10 protein-coding genes are annotated in these 17,589 nt (G+C 66.8%); 8 read left to right on the top strand and 2 right to left on the bottom strand.

Annotation, left to right across the window (positions count from 1 at the left end; all coding sequences use genetic code 11):
* Window positions 1-66 precede the first annotated feature (66 nt).
* The 4 genes from atpG to HWX87_RS21425 all read left to right on the top strand — a co-directional run bounded on the left by atpG (window position 67) and on the right by HWX87_RS21425 (window position 4,962).
* Window positions 67-942, top strand: a complete 876-nt coding sequence (gene atpG / locus HWX87_RS21440; RefSeq protein ID WP_176049113.1) for a F0F1 ATP synthase subunit gamma — start codon at window positions 67-69, stop codon at window positions 940-942.
* A gap of 66 nt (window positions 943-1,008) precedes the next feature.
* A complete protein-coding gene (gene atpD / locus HWX87_RS21435; protein ID WP_174940224.1) occupies window positions 1,009-2,403 on the top strand; it encodes a F0F1 ATP synthase subunit beta in 1,395 nt (464 codons plus the stop codon).
* Between the two features lie 151 nt (window positions 2,404-2,554).
* Window positions 2,555-2,980, top strand: a complete 426-nt coding sequence (locus HWX87_RS21430) for a F0F1 ATP synthase subunit epsilon (protein WP_006477288.1) — start codon at window positions 2,555-2,557, stop codon at window positions 2,978-2,980.
* Between the two features lie 254 nt (window positions 2,981-3,234).
* Window positions 3,235-4,962, top strand: a complete 1,728-nt coding sequence (locus tag HWX87_RS21425; RefSeq protein WP_176049112.1) for an AMP-binding protein — start codon at window positions 3,235-3,237, stop codon at window positions 4,960-4,962.
* A gap of 734 nt (window positions 4,963-5,696) precedes the next feature.
* Here the strand turns inward: HWX87_RS21425 and HWX87_RS21420 are convergent.
* Window positions 5,697-6,494: a transporter substrate-binding domain-containing protein gene (locus tag HWX87_RS21420; protein WP_176049110.1), complete on the bottom strand. Its 798-nt coding sequence runs from the start codon at window positions 6,492-6,494 to the stop codon at window positions 5,697-5,699.
* Between the two features lie 149 nt (window positions 6,495-6,643).
* Here HWX87_RS21420 and hemE point away from each other — a divergent pair, with 149 nt between their 5' ends.
* From hemE to HWX87_RS21400, 4 genes are all read left to right on the top strand, one after another.
* Entirely contained in the window at window positions 6,644-7,738 is a 1,095-nt protein-coding gene (gene hemE, locus HWX87_RS21415) for a uroporphyrinogen decarboxylase (protein ID WP_279612972.1), read from the top strand.
* Window positions 7,739-8,189: 451 nt separating this feature from the next.
* Window positions 8,190-10,451 (top strand): primosomal protein N', encoded by a 2,262-nt coding sequence (locus HWX87_RS21410; RefSeq protein ID WP_176049106.1) that lies wholly within the window; start codon window positions 8,190-8,192, stop codon window positions 10,449-10,451.
* 358 nt (window positions 10,452-10,809) lie between these two features.
* The gene (gene putA / locus HWX87_RS21405) at window positions 10,810-14,742 is read left to right on the top strand and encodes a trifunctional transcriptional regulator/proline dehydrogenase/L-glutamate gamma-semialdehyde dehydrogenase (RefSeq protein WP_176049105.1); all 3,933 of its coding nucleotides are present in this window, start codon (window positions 10,810-10,812) and stop codon (window positions 14,740-14,742) included.
* An 84-nt stretch (window positions 14,743-14,826) separates the two neighbouring features.
* On the top strand, window positions 14,827-15,966 hold the full coding sequence (locus tag HWX87_RS21400; RefSeq protein ID WP_176049103.1) for a branched-chain amino acid ABC transporter substrate-binding protein: 1,140 nt from the start codon (window positions 14,827-14,829) through the stop codon (window positions 15,964-15,966).
* 113 nt (window positions 15,967-16,079) lie between these two features.
* Here HWX87_RS21400 and HWX87_RS21395 read toward each other — a convergent pair whose 3' ends face one another.
* Entirely contained in the window at window positions 16,080-17,588 is a 1,509-nt protein-coding gene (locus HWX87_RS21395; protein ID WP_176049101.1) for an AMP-binding protein, read from the bottom strand.
* Between the last annotated feature and the right edge of the window lies 1 nt (window position 17,589).

The raw sequence follows: 17,589 nt of genomic DNA, 5'->3' as shown, positions 1-17,589 counted from the left end.
GCGAGTGACACACTGAGGCCGCGCGGGTGCTGACGCGCCCGCGCCGCTTCGGTCAAGGAGCAAGCTATGGCTGGAATGAAGGAAATTCGCGGCAAGATCAAGAGCGTGCAGAACACGCGCAAGATCACGAAGGCGATGGAGATGGTGGCCGCATCGAAGATGCGTCGCGCGCAGGAACGCATGCGCGCCGCTCGTCCGTATGCGGACAAGGTCCGTGCCATCGCCGCGCACATGAGCCGCGCGAACCCGGAGTACCGCCACCCGTTCATGGTGGCGAACGAAGACGCGAACACGGCCGGCATCATTCTCGTCACGACGGACAAGGGTCTGTGCGGCGGTTTGAACACCAACGTGCTGCGTGCGACGGTTCAGAAGTTCAAGGAGCTGGAAGAGAAGGGCCAGAAGGTCGAAGCCACCGCGATCGGTAGCAAGGGCCTCGGGTTCCTGAACCGCTTCGGCGCGAAGGTGATGTCGCAGGTCGTGCACCTCGGCGACACCCCGCATCTGGACAAGCTGATCGGCGCCGTGAAGACGCAGCTCGATCTGTACTCGGAAGGCAAGCTGTCGGCGGTTTATATCGCTTACACGCGCTTCGTCAACACGATGAAGCAGGAAGCCGTGATCGAGCAGCTGCTGCCGCTGTCGTCGGAACACTTCGAAGCCGATGACGGTACGCCGGCCACGTCGTGGGACTACATCTACGAGCCGGACGCGCAGGCAGTCGTCGACGAACTGCTCGTGCGTTACGTCGAGGCGCTGGTGTACCAGGCCGTCGCGGAAAACATGGCGTCCGAGCAATCGGCGCGCATGGTCGCGATGAAGGCCGCGTCCGACAACGCGAAGACGGTGATCAGCGAACTGCAGCTCGTGTACAACAAGAGCCGTCAGGCCGCGATTACGAAAGAACTGTCGGAGATCGTCGGCGGCGCAGCCGCTGTTTAAGCGCGCGCCACGGACGACAACTGCGCCTTTGCGCGAGTAAAGAATCAGGTATTTAAAGGAAAAGCGATGAGTACTGCTGCTTTGGTAGAAGGCAAGATCGTACAGTGCATCGGCGCCGTTATCGACGTGGAATTCCCGCGCGACAGCATGCCGAAGATCTACGACGCGCTCATTCTCGATGGCTCGGAACTGACGCTCGAAGTCCAGCAGCAGCTGGGTGACGGCGTGGTCCGTACCATTTGTCTGGGTGCATCCGACGGCCTGCGCCGCGGCCTGACCGTGAAGAACACGGCAAAGCCGATCTCGGTGCCGGTCGGCAAGCCGACCCTCGGCCGGATCATGGACGTCCTCGGCCGTCCGATCGATGAAGCGGGCCCGATCGAAAGCGCAACGACGCGTTCGATCCACCAGAAGGCTCCGGCGTTCGACGAACTGTCGCCGTCGACCGAACTGCTCGAAACGGGTATCAAGGTTATCGACCTGATCTGCCCGTTCGCAAAGGGCGGCAAGGTTGGCCTGTTCGGCGGTGCTGGCGTGGGCAAGACCGTCAACATGATGGAGCTCATCAACAACATCGCGAAGGAACACGGCGGTTACTCCGTGTTCGCGGGCGTGGGCGAGCGTACCCGTGAAGGGAACGACTTCTACCACGAAATGAAGGACTCGAACGTTCTCGACAAGGTCGCGCTGGTGTACGGCCAGATGAACGAGCCGCCGGGCAACCGTCTGCGCGTCGCGCTGACCGGCCTGACGATGGCCGAGCACTTCCGTGACGAAGGCCTCGACGTGCTGTTCTTCGTCGACAACATCTACCGTTTCACGCTGGCCGGTACCGAAGTGTCGGCACTGCTCGGCCGTATGCCGTCGGCAGTGGGCTATCAGCCGACGCTGGCTGAAGAAATGGGCAAGCTGCAAGAGCGCATCACGTCGACCAAGAAGGGCTCGATTACGTCGGTCCAGGCCGTGTACGTCCCTGCGGATGACTTGACCGACCCGTCGCCGGCTACGACCTTCGGCCACCTGGACGCAACCGTCGTTCTGTCGCGTGACATCGCTTCGCTGGGTATCTACCCGGCGGTCGACCCGCTCGACTCGACGTCGCGCCAGATCGACCCGAACGTGATCGGTGAAGAGCACTACTCGATCACCCGTCGCGTTCAGCAGACGCTGCAGCGCTACAAGGAACTGCGCGACATCATCGCGATTCTGGGTATGGACGAACTGTCGCCGGAAGACAAGCTGTCGGTCGCGCGCGCGCGTAAGATCCAGCGTTTCCTGTCGCAGCCGTTCCACGTCGCTGAAGTGTTCACGGGCTCGCCGGGCAAGTACGTGCCGCTGAAGGAAACGATCCGCGGCTTCAAGATGATCGTCGACGGCGAGTGCGACCACCTGCCGGAACAGGCGTTCTACATGGTCGGCACGATCGACGAAGCCTTCGAAAAGGCCAAGAAGATCTCGTAAGGGTCAGGCGTAACGCAGCGGGCGCCGTGCGTCCGCGATTGCTACCGTTCGGGTGGTTTTCGCGGACGAGCGCCCACGTAATACGCTCAACCCGCCGTGCATGGGATCGGAGCAGGCGCGCAAGCGCTGACTCTGATCGACAGGAGTCGATATGGCAACCATCAAAGTAGACGTCGTCAGCGCGGAAGAGCAGATCTTCTCGGGCGAGGCGAAATTCGTCGCGCTGCCGGGCGAAACGGGTGAGCTGGGTATTCTGCCGGGCCACACGCCGCTGATCACGCGGATTCGTCCGGGTGCGGTGCGCATCGAAGTCGAGGGCGGCAACGACGAATTCGTGTTCGTCGCGGGCGGCATTCTCGAAGTGCAGCCGGGCGCCGTGACGGTGCTCGCCGATACCGCGATCCGCGGCAAGGACCTCGACGCGGCGAAAGCCGAGGAAGCGCGCAAGCGTGCCGAGGAAACGCTGCAGAACGCGAAGTCGGATCTCGACCTCGCGAAGGCGCAATCCGAGCTCGCGACCGCGATGGCGCAGCTCGAAGCGATCCAGCGTCTGGCGAAGATCCGCAGCCGGCACTGAGCCGCGCCGCGTATCCCGCGAAAGAAAGCAGCCTTCGGGCTGCTTTTTTTTCGCCTGTCGTTTTCGTCTGTTTTTTGCGGGCCGGATCATTTCGTCCGGTCGTGCTATTTCACCCGTCTGCCGTGATTCGATGTCAGAGTGTCGTCAGCGGAGCGCGGCATCATCCGCGGTGAGGCTCTTCGTCGCGATCAGGCGGCGGAGGCGGGCGCAGCAGGCGCGCGCGGGCCGATCAGACAAAAAGGACGGAGACATTCATGGCAGCAGACCTTGGCGTGGGCGCGCTGATCGCGCCCGAGAACGGCTTGTCGTACGTGCGTGGCGCGACCGACGTACCGCTATCCGAAGCGACGATCGGCCGGTTCCTGCGCGATACCGCCGGCCGCTTTCCCGACCGTCCGGCCGTCGTGTTTCGCGAGCAGCAGGTGCGCTGGACCTGGCGCGAGTTCGCGAACGAGGTCGACGTGCTCGCGGCCGGCCTGGCCGCGCTCGGCATCGTGAAGGGCGACCGCGTCGGCATCTGGTCGCCGAACCGCAGCGAATGGCTGCTCACGCAGTTCGCGACCGCGCGGATCGGCGCGGTACTCGTCAACCTGAATCCGGCCTACCGGCTCGCCGAGCTCGAATACGCGCTGAACAAGGTCGGCTGCAAGGCCGTGATCACGGCCGAGCGCTTCAAGTCGTCGGCCTACGTCGAGATGCTGCAGACCATCGCGCCGGAGCTCGCGACCGCGACGCCGGGCGACCTGCACGCGGCACGCGTGCCGAGCCTGCGCACGGTCGTGTCGATGGGCGACGTCGCGCCGGCCGGCATGTTCCGTTTCGCGGACGTGATGACGCGCGGCCGCCAGGCGGTCGATCCCGCGTTGCTCGATGCGATCGGCGCGACGCTCACGGCCAACGAGCCGATCAACATCCAGTTCACGAGCGGCACGACGGGCAGCCCGAAGGGCGCGACGCTCACGCACCGCAACGTCGTCAACAACGGGCGCTCGATCGCGACCGCGATGCGTTTCACCGAGCAGGACACGCTGTGCATTCCCGTGCCGCTGTACCACTGCTTCGGGATGGTGCTGGCCGTGCTCGCGTGCGTGTCGAAGGGCGCGGCGATGGTGTTCCCGGGCGAAGCGTTCGACCCGGTCGCGACGCTCGCGGCCGTGGCCGGCGAGCGCTGCACCGCGCTGCACGGCGTGCCGACGATGTTCATCGCGGAGCTCGATCATCCGGAGTTTTCGAAGTTCGACCTGTCGACGCTGCGCACCGGGATCATGGCCGGCTCGCCGTGCCCGATCGAGACGATGAAGCGCGTCGTGTCGCAGATGCACCTGTCGGAGATCACGATCGCGTACGGGATGACGGAGACGAGCCCCGTGTCGTTCCAGAGCTCGACCGACGATCCGCTCGAGAAGCGCACGACGACGGTCGGCCGCATCCAGCCGCACCTGGAAGTGAAAATCGTCGATGCGAGCGGCGACATCGTGCCGGTTGGCGCGACGGGTGAGCTCTGCACGAAGGGCTACTCGGTGATGCTCGGCTACTGGGACGACGACGCGAAGACGCGCGAGGTGCTGGTCGACGGCTGGATGCATACGGGCGACCTCGCGACGCTCGATGCGGACGGCTACTGCAACATCGTCGGCCGCCTGAAGGACATGGTGATTCGCGGCGGCGAGAACGTCTATCCGCGCGAGATCGAGGAGTTCCTGTTTCGGCATCCGAAGATCCAGAGCGCGCAGGTGTTCGGCGTGCCCGATGCGAAGTACGGCGAGGAGCTGTGCGCGTGGATCGTGCTGCGCGCGGACGAGCAGATGACGGAGGACGACGTGCGTGCGTTCTGCAGCGGGCAGATCGCGCACTACAAGATTCCGCGCTACATCCGCTTCGTCGACGAGCTGCCGATGACGGTGACGGGCAAGGTGCAGAAGTTCGTGATGCGCGACCGAATGATCGAGGAACTGAAGCTCGACGTGCAGAAGACCGCTTGAAGCGGTACGGCGGCGGAAAACATGCGGGAAAAGACGTGGCGGCCTGCGGGCCGTTACGCTTTCGATGGACGAAAAAAAGCGGGCTTATTAGCCCGCTAAAAACCACACGCTACGGGGTTAGCGCGAGGAGACCAAAGATGAAACCGAGTCCGGCGGGGGGCCGGAAACGACTCCAACAAGGATGCCCCTCGGAAGGGCTTCGGTACGTGACCGACTGGCTCGCAGCGCTTCGCGTCCGCTCACACTTGGCACACGAGACCGCATCCGTGTTGAAACCGTTGAGGCCATTGTGGGCGAATTAATGACCCGTCGCGGTAACAAAGTGTTTCAGGTTGTAACGCCCGCCAGATAAGGCTTAGCGGGATTTTTTGCTGTTTTCGGGGTCCTGAGAAAGGTCATTTTTACCCATATTTTCCGCAGCGTTTTCAGCGCATGCGCACGATGCGTTTTTCATGCGTATCGGGCGCGATGAATTGTCGATTTTCACGCGAGAAAGTGCGCGGCATGACCAATGCCGCGCATGACGATTCATTCGTCGGAAAGATTTTGAAACGTGATCGGAATGCGCGGAAGTCGGACGAATGGCCAATTCGGGTGGTTTCGCGCCGGTTGCGGGGCGTGGCGGCGCGATGGCGATGTGTAACGGCGGTACGTTTGCCGCCGCCGTGCAGCGTATTCCGCAGGCAGCGGCCACGGGGTCGATGCCCGTTATCGGCCGCCGCGGGCAGGCGCGCTTACTTCAGCCACTTGTCCGAAATCGCCTGGTATTCGCCGGTCGACAACGCGAGATGCAGCCACTGGTCGACGTACTGCTGGAACACGACATCGCCGCGCGGCACCATGTACGCCTTCTCGCCGAACTGGAACGGCTTGTCCGGATGCACGGAGCACAGCCCCGGATTCAGTTTTTGCTGCAACTGCGTCTCGGACGCGTCCGTCACCATCACGTCGGCCTTGCCCGCGAGGATCTGCTTGAAGATCGTCACGTTGTCCGGATAGACGGTCAGGTTCGCGTGCGTGAAGAACTGTTTCGCGAACCGCTCGTTGGTGCCGCCCGGGTTCACGATCACGCGCGTCTCGGGCCGGTCGATCTGCGCGACGGTCTGGTACTTGTCGGCGTCCGCGCAGCGCACGATCGGCGTCTTGCCGTCGACGACATACGGCTGCGTGAAGAACACGCGCTTCTGGCGCTCGAGCGTCGTCGAGACGCCACCGACCGCGATATCGCATTTCGCGACGAAATCGGCGGTCAGGTTCGGCCAGCTCGTTTTCACGAAGTCGGCCTTCACGCCGAGCGATTTCGCGAGCGATTCGGCCATGTCGATGTCGATGCCCTCGAAGCGGCCGTCCGCGCGGTAGTACGAGTACGGCTTGTAGTCGCCCGTCGTGCACACGCGCAGCGTGCCGCGCGCGAGCACGTCGTCGAGCCGCGAACCGGCGCCCGGCGCGGCGGCGGCGCCCGTGGCGGTCTGCGCGTGCGCGGTGGCGCAGCAGAGCAGCGCGGCGGCGGCCAGCGTGGCGAATGTCTTCATCGGTCTCCTCCTTCGTTTCGTTCGATATGAGCGTCCGATCATAACGGAGCCATCGCGCGCGTCATATGGCCGCCATCGCGTCGGGATACGCAGCCTGAGGGCGGCTGTCCGGTAAAATGCCGCTTTGCCTTCGCATCGTCGCTCCTACCGTGGCCCATAACCTGCTCAACGACACCTTCCTGCGTGCGCTTCTGCGCGAGCCGACCGACTACACGCCGATCTGGCTGATGCGCCAGGCCGGCCGCTACCTGCCCGAATACAACGCGACGCGCGCGCGCGCCGGCAGCTTTCTCGGTCTCGCGAAGAATCCCGACTACGCGACCGAGGTGACGCTGCAGCCGCTAGACCGATTCCCGCTCGACGCCGCGATCCTGTTCTCGGACATCCTGACGATTCCCGACGCGATGGGGCTCGGCCTCGACTTCCAGGTCGGCGAAGGGCCGAAGTTCGCGCATCCGGTGCGTACCGAGGCCGACGTCGCGAAGCTCGCGGTGCCGGACATCGAGGAAACGCTCGGCTACGTGACGGGCGCCGTGCGCGAGATCCGCCGTGCGCTCACCGACGGCCAGGGTCGCCAGCGCGTGCCGCTGATCGGCTTCTCGGGCAGCCCGTGGACGCTCGCGTGCTACATGGTCGAAGGCGGCGGGTCGGACGATTTCCGTACCGTGAAGTCGATGGCGTATTCGCGCCCCGACCTGATGCACCGGATCCTCGACGTGAACGCGCAGTCGGTGGCCGCGTACCTGAACGCGCAGATCGAAGCGGGCGCGCAGGCCGTGATGATCTTCGATACGTGGGGCGGCGCGTTGGCCGACGGCGCATACCAGCGCTTCTCGCTCGACTACATCCGCCGCGTGGTGTCGCAGCTCAAGCGCGAGCACGACGGCGAGCGCGTGCCGGTGATCACGTTCACGAAGGGCGGCGGGCTGTGGCTCGAGGAGATCGCGGCGACCGGCGTCGACGCGGTCGGGCTCGACTGGACGGTCAACCTCGGCGCCGCGCGCGAGCGCGTGGCGGGGCGTGTCGCGCTGCAGGGCAACCTCGATCCGACGATCCTGTTTGCGCCGCCGGCCGCAGTGCGCGAACAGGCGCGTGCGGTGCTCGACAGCTACGGCAACCATCCGGGCCATGTGTTCAACCTCGGCCACGGCATCTCGCAGTTCACGTCGCCCGATCACGTCGCCGAACTCGTCGACGAAGTGCATAGCCACAGCCGCGCGATCCGTAGCGGAGCCGCCGGCTGAACGCAAGCGCTGTCATGCTGCACTGCGGGGTGACAGCGTTTCGTTGCCGGCACTAAACAGGGCGCAACCCCGCACCGGTTGCCGATGCGGTGCTTGTCAAGACTTGACTTATACACATTTTCCACGTTGCAGCGCGGTAGAGCCCTGTATCGGTCAATTTGTCTGGCTATGGTTCGGTAATTTGAATAGCAGCCTTATGGAATAAGGCTCCGCGGGGCGGTGCAATGCACGGCGAAAAACAGCGGAAAGCACGGCCCCGCGTGCGTTGCGGCCATTGAGTGGCGAGTTCTCAACAAAGTTATCCACAGGCTGGGCAGGGTATACGGCGATTCCTAATGCGAATCCAAAACTTAGCGCCGAATCTGAAGTTTTACTTTAAGTTCGCTGCCGCGATGCGGACGCGGATGCAAGCCGCCTGTATTTCGCGTATCGCTGCCGCCGGAGCGCCGCAATGAGCGGCACCTACCTGCGTGTCGCGCTCGATCATCCGCTCGCGACCCTGTTCGACTACCGCTGCGACGCGCAGCCGACACCGGTGCCCGGCACGCTCGTGCAGGTGCCGTTCGGCAAGCGGCAGGCCGTCGGACTCGTCTGCGAAGTGACGACTCACACCGATGTGCCGCCGTCGCGGCTGCGTGCGGTCGACGCGATCTGCACCGATCTCCCGCCGCTGTCGCCCGACTGGCTCGCGCTCGTGTCGTTCGCTGCTGATTACTATCAGCGCGGGCGCGGCGAGGTCGCGCTGCCGGCGCTGCCGCAGGCGCTGCGCGACGCCGGGCGCTGGGGGCGGCTGCTCGCGCCCGAAGTGCGCTACCAGCCGACGGAAGCCGGCCGCGCGGTGCTGCCCGGTGCATTGCCCGCACGCGGCGCCGCATTGCGGCGGCTCGCGCAGGCGCTCGTCGATACCGGCTCGCTGACGCTGTCCGACGCGCGTGCGCTGCATCCGAAGGCGGCCGCGACGCTCGACGACTGGGCGGCGCGCGGCTGGGTCGATGTCGAAGAGATCGGCTGGGCCGATGCGCCTGTGCCCAAAGCTGTGGATAACCTGTCGACAACCAGTGGACGAACTGTGCCGCCGGCGCTGAACGACCAGCAGGCAGAGGCGCTCGACGCGATCCGCGCGGCGGAGGGCTTCGCGCCGTTCCTGCTGCACGGCGTGACGGGCAGCGGCAAGACCGAGGTCTATCTGCATGCGCTCGCGGCGCTGCTCGATGCGCGGCCGGACGCGCAGGCGCTCGTGCTCGTTCCCGAAATCAACCTGACGCCGCAGTTCGAGGCCGCGTTTCGCGCGCGCTTCGCGGGCGCGCTCGCCGACGACGCGATCGTCACGCTGCACAGCGGGCTCGCCGAGGGCGAGCGGGCGCGCAACTGGCTGGCCGCGCACACGGGCCGCGCGCGGATCGTGCTCGGCACGCGCCTCGCGGTGCTTGCGTCGATGCCGACGCTCGCGCTGGTGGTCGTCGACGAGGAGCACGAGCCTGCGTACAAGCAGCAGGAAGGGCTGCGCTATTCGGCGCGCGACCTTGCTGTCTGGCGCGCGAAGCAGCTCGGCATCACGGTCGTGCTCGGCTCGGCCACGCCGTCGCTCGAAAGCTGGTGGCAGGCCGAGCAGGGGCGCTACACGCGGCTCACGCTGTCGCGCCGCGCGGTGGCCGACGCGACGTTGCCGACCGTGCGGCTGATCGATCTCGAAGAGGAGCGGCGGCGCGGCCGCGCGTCGATGGGCGGGCTGTCGGGGCCGCTCGTCGCGGCGCTGAAGGCGCGGCTCGAACGCAACGAGCAGAGCCTCGTGTTCCTGAACCGGCGCGGCTACGCCCCGCAGCTCGCGTGCGACGCATGCGGGTGGGTCGCCGGCTGCCCGCGCTGCAGCGCGTACGTCGTGCTGCACAAGCCCGAGCACGCGCTGCGCTGCCATCACTGCGGCTGGGAAGCACGCATCCCGCGGTCGTGCCCCGAGTGCGGGAACGTTGACATCGCACCGCTCGGGCGCGGCACGCAGCGCATCGAGGAGGCGCTCGCGGAGGCCGTGCCGGGCGCGCGCGTGTTGCGGATCGACGCGGACAGCACGCGCCGTAAGGGCAGTGCGCAGGCGCTGTTCTCCGATGTGCACGCGGGCGAGGTCGACATCCTGGTCGGCACGCAGATGATCGCGAAGGGGCACGACTTCCAGCGCGTGTCGCTGGTCGGCGTGCTCAATGCCGACACGGCGCTGTTCTCGCACGACTTCCGCGCGAGCGAGCGGCTGTTCGCGCAGCTGATGCAGGTGAGCGGCCGCGCGGGGCGGGCCGGGCTGCCGGGCGAGGTGATGGTGCAGACGCGCTACCCGCGTCACGCGCTGTATCACGCGCTCGGGCGGCAGGATTACGTCGGCTTCGCGAATTCGACGCTCGGCGAGCGCCGCGACGCGCACCTGCCGCCGTTCGTCTACCAGGCGCTGTTGCGCGCCGAAGGGCGCACGCTCGACGCGGCGCTCGCGTTCCTGCTGCAGGCCGCGGCCGTCTTGCCGGGGCTGCCGGGCGCCGATCGCGTGACCGTGTACGACGCGGTGCCGATGACGATCGTCAAGGTCGCGAACGTCCATCGCGCGCAGTTGCTGCTCGAAAGCGCATCGCGGGCAGCGCTGCAGCATGCGCTGCGGGCCTGGCAGCCGGAGCTGCGCGCGCTGAAGGGCGTGCTGCGGTGGAGTGTCGAAGTCGATCCGCTGGATATCTGAGCGGCGCGCTGCCGTATTGAAGCTGCCCGGCCCGCCGGGCAGCACCCAACTGTCTCCCGTTGCGCGCCCGAACCGGGTGCCACATCCCGTTATCCGACCCAGTGCAACCCGTTTTCGGCTGCATCCGTGCGCACCGAAGGTTGCACACGTGCGTCGAATCGGCCCGATCAGGGAAAACACCGATCCGCCGACCACGGGCAACCCCTAGGTTGCAACCGCATAAGTGGCTGATTATATTGACTAACTTGTGGGTGCAACCTATCTCGCAATTTGGTTGCACCTTTTTATTGCGTGCCGTAGGATTTCGCGCATCCTCTTACACCTCATTGCCGGGCTCGCACCGGCGCACGAACCCACCATGGCAAGCACGACTCTCGGCGTCAAAGTCGACGACCTTCTCCGCTCGCGCCTCAAGGACGCCGCCGCGCGTCTCGAGCGCACCCCCCACTGGCTGATCAAGCAGGCGATCTTCGCGTATCTCGAGCGGATCGAGCACGGCCAGTTGCCGCCCGAGCTGTCGGGCCACAGCGGCGTGACGGAGCTCGCCGACGGTCAGGCGGCGGACGGCGACGACGACAACTCGCCGCATCCGTTCCTCGAGTTCGCGCAGAACGTGCAGCCGCAATCGGTGCTGCGCGCGGCGATCACGGCTGCGTACCGCCGACCCGAGCCGGAGTGCGTGCCGTTCCTGCTCGGCCAGGCGCGCCTGCCGGCGAACCTGCAGGCGGACGTGCAGGCGCTCGCGACGAAGCTCGTCGAGGCGCTGCGCGAGAAGAGTTCGGGTGGCGGCGTCGAAGGGCTGATCCACGAGTTCTCGCTGTCGAGCCAGGAAGGCGTCGCGCTGATGTGCCTCGCCGAAGCGCTGCTGCGCATTCCCGACCGCGCGACACGCGATGCGCTGATCCGCGACAAGATCAGCAAGGGTGACTGGCGCTCGCACGTCGGCCACGCGCCGTCGCTGTTCGTGAACGCGGCGACCTGGGGGCTGATGATCACCGGCAAGCTCGTGACGACCAACAGCGAAGCAGGCCTGTCGTCCGCGCTCACGCGCCTGATCGGCCGCGGCGGCGAGCCGCTGATCCGCAAGGGCGTCGACATGGCGATGCGCCTGATGGGCGAGCAGTTCGTCACCGGCGAAACGATTTCCGAAGCGCTCGCGAACAGCCGCAAGTACGAAGCGCGCGGCTTCCGCTACTCGTACGACATGCTCGGCGAAGCGGCGACGACCGAAGAGGACGCGCAGCGCTACTACGCGTCGTACGAGCAGGCGATCCACGCGATCGGCAAGGCGGCCGGCGGCCGCGGCATCTACGAAGGCCCGGGCATCTCGATCAAGCTGTCGGCGCTGCATGCGCGCTACTCGCGCTCGCAGCAGGACCGCACGATGAGCGAGCTGCTGCCGCGCGTGCGCGCCCTTGCGCTGCTGGCGCGCCGCTACGACATCGGCCTGAACATCGACGCGGAAGAAGCCGACCGTCTCGAACTGTCGCTCGACCTGCTCGAGGCGCTGTGCTTCGACCCGGATCTCGCAGGCTGGAACGGCATCGGCTTCGTCGTGCAGGGCTACCAGAAGCGCTGCCCGTTCGTGATCGACTACCTGATCGATCTCGCGCGCCGCAGCCGTCACCGCCTGATGATCCGCCTCGTGAAGGGCGCGTACTGGGATACCGAGATCAAGCGTGCCCAGGTCGACGGCCTCGAAGGCTACCCGGTCTACACGCGCAAGATCTACACCGACGTGTCGTACCTCGCGTGCGCGAAGAAGCTGCTCGCGGCGCCGGATGCCGTCTACCCGCAGTTCGCGACGCACAACGCGCACACGCTGGCCGCGATCTACCAGCTCGCGGGCCAGAACTACTACCCCGGCCAGTACGAATTCCAGTGCCTGCACGGGATGGGCGAGCCGCTGTACGAGGAAGTCACGGGCCGCGACAAGCTGAACCGTCCGTGCCGCGTGTACGCACCGGTCGGCACGCACGAGACGCTGCTCGCGTACCTGGTGCGCCGCCTGCTGGAAAACGGCGCGAACACGTCGTTCGTGAACCGCATCGCGGATAAAGCCGTGCCGGTGAAGGAACTGGTCGCCGATCCGGTCGACGAAGCGTCGAAGGTCGTGCCGCTCGGCGCGCCGCACGCGAAGATCCCGCTGCCGCGCAACCTGTATGGCGACGAGCGTCCCAACTCGATGGGCCTCGACCTGTCGAACGAACACCGTCTTGCATCGCTGTCGTCCGCGCTGCTCGCGAGCGCGCACTTCCCGTGGCGCGCGGCGCCGATGCTCGACGACGACACGCTCGCCGACGCCCCGGCACGCGACGTGCGCAACCCGGCCGATCAGCGCGACCTGGTCGGCACGGTCAGCGAAGCGACGGCCGAACACGTGAGCGCGGCGCTCGCGCATGCGGTGGCCGCCGCGCCGATCTGGCAGGCGACGCCGGTCGACGCACGCGCCGACTGCCTGGTGCGCGCAGCCGACCTGCTCGAAGCGCAGATGCACACGCTGATGGGCCTGATCGTGCGCGAAGCCGGCAAGTCGCTGCCGAACGCGATCGCCGAGATCCGCGAAGCGGTCGACTTCCTGCGCTACTACGCGGCGCAGATCCGCGACGAATTCTCGAACGACACGCACCGTCCGCTCGGGCCCGTGGTCTGTATCAGCCCGTGGAACTTCCCGCTCGCGATCTTCATGGGCCAGGTGGCCGCGGCGCTCGCCGCCGGCAACACGGTGCTCGCGAAGCCGGCCGAACAGACGCCGCTGATCGCGGCACAGGCCGTGCGCCTCTTGCGCGAAGCCGGCGTGCCGGCCGGCGCGGTGCAGCTGCTGCCGGGCACCGGCGAGACCGTCGGCGCGGCGCTGGTCGCCGATCCGCGCACGCGTGCGGTGATGTTCACCGGTTCGACCGAAGTCGCGCGCCTGATCAACAAGACGCTGTCGGCGCGCCTCGACCCGGACGGCAAGCCGATTCCGCTGATCGCGGAAACGGGCGGCCAGAACGCGATGATCGTCGACTCGTCGGCGCTCGCGGAGCAGGTCGTCGCGGACGTGATGCAGTCGTCGTTCGACTCGGCCGGTCAACGGTGTTCGGCGCTGCGCGTTCTGTGTCTGCAGGACGATGTCGCGGACCGCACGCTGACGATGCTGAAGGGCGCGATGCACGAGCTGGCGCTCGGCAACCCCGACCGGCTGTCGACGGACGTCGGCCCGGTGATCGACGGCGAAGCGAAGCAGACGATCGACACGCACGTCGCGGCGATGAAGGACAAGGGCCACGCGGTCACGCAGCTGCCGTCGCCGGAAGCCTGCGCGCACGGCACGTTCGTGCCGCCGACGCTGATCGAGATCGGCACCATCGACGAGCTGAAGCGTGAAGTGTTCGGCCCGGTGCTGCACGTGGTGCGCTACCGCCGCAGCCAGCTCGACAAGCTGCTCGAGCAGATCCGCGCGACCGGTTACGGGCTGACGCTCGGCATCCACACGCGGATCGACGAGACGATCGCGCACGTGATTTCGAACGCGCACGTCGGCAACATCTACGTGAACCGCAACGTGATCGGCGCGGTGGTCGGCGTGCAGCCGTTCGGCGGCGAAGGGCTGTCGGGCACGGGCCCGAAGGCCGGCGGCGCGCTGTACCTGCAGCGCCTGCTCGCGACGCGTCCGTCGGGCCTGCCGCGTTCGCTCGCGCAGACGCTGATCGCGGACGGCGCGGTCGAAGGCGATGCGCGCGGCAACCCGGCGGCAGCGCTCACGACGCTGCGCGACTGGCTGATCGAGCAGCGCGAGCCGGTGCTGGCCGCACGTTGCGATGGCTATCTGGCACAGGTGCCGGCCGGCGCGACCGCCGTGCTGAGCGGCCCGACGGGCGAGCGAAACACGTATACACTCGGCCCGCGCGGCACGGTGCTGTGTGTCGCGGCCACGCCGGGCGGTGCGCGCGCGCAGTTCGCGGCGGTGCTGGCGACGGGCAACCGCGCGCTGTTCGCCGGCGCGGCCGGCGAGGCGCTGGTCGCCGCGCTGCCGGCGTCGCTGAAGGCGCATGCGAGCGTGCGCAAGCAGGCCGACGTGCCGTTCGACGCGGTGCTGTTCGAAGGCGACAGCGACGAACTGCAGACGCTCGTGAAGGACGTCGCGCAGCGGCCGGGCCCGATCGTGTCGGTGCAGGGCGTGTCGGTGGGCGCGTTCGAGAACGGCGATGCGGAAGATTACGCGCTGGAACGGCTGCTGACGGAACGCTCGGTGAGCGTGAACACGGCCGCGGCCGGCGGCAATGCGAATTTGATGACGATCGGCTGATCATCCTTGCCGTTCGGATCAAACATAGGAAGCGGCAAGGCGATCCCGAAGCCGCTCCATTTACCCTGGTACCAAGGAGATGCTATGCAACACACGATGAAAAAGCTGGCAGGCGCGACGTTTGTCGCCGTCATGTCGCTGGCGGGGACGGCCCATGCGGATGACGTGAAGATCGGTTACGCAGGGCCGATGACGGGCGCGCAGGCGCACTACGGCAAGGATATGCAGAACGGGATCATGCTCGCGCTGGAAGACTTCAACGCGACGAACCCGAAGATCGGCGGCAAGCCGGTGAAGTTCGTGCTGAACACGCAGGACGACCAGGCTGACCCGCGCACGGGTACGACGGTCGCGCAGAAGCTGGTCGACGACGGCATCAAGGGCATGCTCGGCCACTTCAACTCGGGCACGACGATTCCCGCCTCGCGCATCTACGCGAACGCGGGCATTCCGGAAATCGCGATGGCGACGGCGCCGGAATACACGCAGCAGGGTTACAAGACGACCTTCCGCATGATGACGTCCGACACGCAGCAGGGCTCGGTGGCCGGCACGTTCGCGTCGAAGGATCTCGGCATGAAGAAGATCGCGATCGTCGACGACCGCACGGCCTACGGCCAGGGTCTCGCCGACCAGTTCGAGAAGGCCGCGAAGGCCGGCGGCGCGACGATCGTCGACCGTGAATTCACGAACGACAAGGCAGTCGACTTCAAGGCGATTCTGACCAAGATCAAGTCGACGAAGCCGGACCTCGTCTACTACGGCGGCGCGGATTCGCAGGCAGCGCCGATGGTCAAGCAGATGAAGACGCTCGGCATCGCCGCACCGCTGATGAGCGGCGAAATGGTGAAGACGCCGACGTTCCTGAAGATCGCGGGCAACGCGGCCGACGGCACGATCGCTTCGCTGGCCGGCCTCCCGCTGGAAGAAATGCCGGGCGGCAAGACCTACGCCGACAAGTACAAGAAGCGTTTCGGCGAAGACGTGCAAACGTACTCGCCGTACGCGTACGACGGCGCGATGGCGATGCTGAACGCGATGAAGAAGGCTGACTCGACCGATCCGGCGAAGTACCTGCCGGTGCTCGCGAAGTCCGACATGGCCGGCGTGACGTCGACGCACGTCGCGTATGACGCGAAGGGCGACCTGAAGAACGGCGGCATCACGATGTACAAGGTCGAGAAGGGCGAGTGGAAGCCGCTGAAGAGCATCGGCGGCAAGTAAGCAGCCTGATGTGAGGTGACGCGCGGGCGGCGGCGAAGGTCGCTGCCCGGCCGATCACGAAAAAGCCACCGGGCCGTCGAGGCCGGGTGGCTTTTTTATTGCCGCGGCTGGCGCTAATCCCGGCGCACGCGCAGCAGGAACTTCTGCAGCTTGCCGGTCGGCGTGCGCGGCAGCGCCTGCGCGAACGTGAACTCGCGCGGAACCTTGTATGCGGCCAGCCGCTCGCCGCAGAACGCGCGCAGCGCATCCGCGTCGGGCGCCGCGTTCGCGCGCAGCACGACGTGCGCGACGACCGTCTCGCCCCAGTCGGGATGCGGGACGCCGACGACGGCCGCTTCGGCGATGTCCGGGTGCGCACTGAGTACGTCCTCCACTTCCTTCGAATAGACGTTCTCGCCGCCCGTCACGATCATGTCCTTCAGCCGGTCGACGATGAACAGGTAGCCATCCTGATCGATCCGCGCGATGTCGCCGGTGCGATACCAGCCGTCCGGCGTGAACGCGGCGCGCGTCGCGGCCGCGTCGTCGAGATAGCCGAGCATCATGCAGTCGGCCTTCAGCCAGATTTCGCCGGTCTCGCCCGGCTGCGCGTCGATGCCGTCCATCCGCACCACGCGCAGGTCGACGCCCGGGCCGCCCTGGCGGCCGATCGAACCGGCCTTCGCGATCTGCTCGTCCGGATACAGCGTCGTGCCGGCCGGCCCCGTTTCGGTCATCCCGTACACCTGGAAGAACGCGTGGCTGCGATACGCCTGGGCGAGCCGTTCGGCCTGCGCGGCGCCGATCGGGCCGCCGCCATACAGCCACGCGCGCACGCTCGACAGGTCGAACGCGCCGAAGCCGTCGATCGTGTCGAGCGGCAGCGTGTACGACACCGGCGCGCCGAAATACATCGTCACGCGCTCGCGCTCGACGGTCTGCAGGAAGCGCAGCGGATGGTATTCGCGCAGCAGCACGACGGTGCCGCCGGCGAACAGCGTGCCGCCGAACCAGTTGTTCAGTGGCGACGAATGCCAGATCGGCATCGCCATCAGCGTGCGCTCGTTGCGGCCGATGCCGGTCGCGAGCGCCGCCTGCATTGCCGCGAGCGTCACGGTGCGATGACTGTGCACGCAGCCTTTCGGGCGGCCGGTCGTGCCGGACGTATAGAGGATCTGCGCGATGTCGCCGTCGGCCGGTTCGATGCCCGGGAGGCCGTCGCGCGTCGCGCACATCGTGTCGAAGTTCGCCACGCCGTCCAGTTCGCCCTCGGTCACGAGCCGCCGCGCCGGATGCACGAGGCGCTCGACCACCGGCGCGAGCGCCACGTCGAACAGCAACGCCTTGCAGCGGCTGTGCTCGAGCACGTAGTCGACTTCCGGCGCCTGCAGCTTGTGGTTGATCGGCACGAACGCCGCGCCGAGCCGCCATGCGCCGAACATCAGGTCGACGAAGGCCGGCGTGTTGAAGCACATCGCGGCGACGCGGTCGCCGGCCGCGACGCCGAGCGCGCTCAGCACGGCGGCCGCGCGGTGCGAGCGCTCACGTGCGGCGGCATAGGTGATCGTCGCGGATTCGCTGACGAGGAACGGCTTGTCGGGCGTCGCACGGGCGGCGCGGTCGAGGGCGGCGACGAGGTTCATC

The sequence above is a fragment of the Burkholderia sp. BCC1644 genome (assembly GCF_902833225.1).
In the GTDB taxonomy this organism is placed as follows: domain Bacteria; phylum Pseudomonadota; class Gammaproteobacteria; order Burkholderiales; family Burkholderiaceae; genus Burkholderia.
This window is presented reverse-complemented; position numbering and strand designations above follow the sequence as displayed.

Bases quoted from the DNA above. Each gene is read 5' to 3' on its own strand.
- HWX87_RS21430 (WP_006477288.1), top strand. From the start codon at position 2,555: ATGGCAACCATCAAAGTAGACGTCGTCAGCGCGGAAGAGCAGATCTTC.
- HWX87_RS21400 (WP_176049103.1), top strand. From the start codon at position 14,827: ATGCAACACACGATGAAAAAGCTGGCAGGCGCGACGTTTGTCGCCGTC.
- HWX87_RS21425 (WP_176049112.1), top strand. From the start codon at position 3,235: ATGGCAGCAGACCTTGGCGTGGGCGCGCTGATCGCGCCCGAGAACGGC.
- atpG (WP_176049113.1), top strand. From the start codon at position 67: ATGGCTGGAATGAAGGAAATTCGCGGCAAGATCAAGAGCGTGCAGAAC.
- atpD (WP_174940224.1), top strand. From the start codon at position 1,009: ATGAGTACTGCTGCTTTGGTAGAAGGCAAGATCGTACAGTGCATCGGC.
- HWX87_RS21420 (WP_176049110.1), bottom strand. From the start codon at position 6,494: ATGAAGACATTCGCCACGCTGGCCGCCGCCGCGCTGCTCTGCTGCGCC.
- HWX87_RS21410 (WP_176049106.1), top strand. From the start codon at position 8,190: ATGAGCGGCACCTACCTGCGTGTCGCGCTCGATCATCCGCTCGCGACC.
- HWX87_RS21395 (WP_176049101.1), bottom strand. From the start codon at position 17,588: ATGAACCTCGTCGCCGCCCTCGACCGCGCCGCCCGTGCGACGCCCGAC.
- putA (WP_176049105.1), top strand. From the start codon at position 10,810: ATGGCAAGCACGACTCTCGGCGTCAAAGTCGACGACCTTCTCCGCTCG.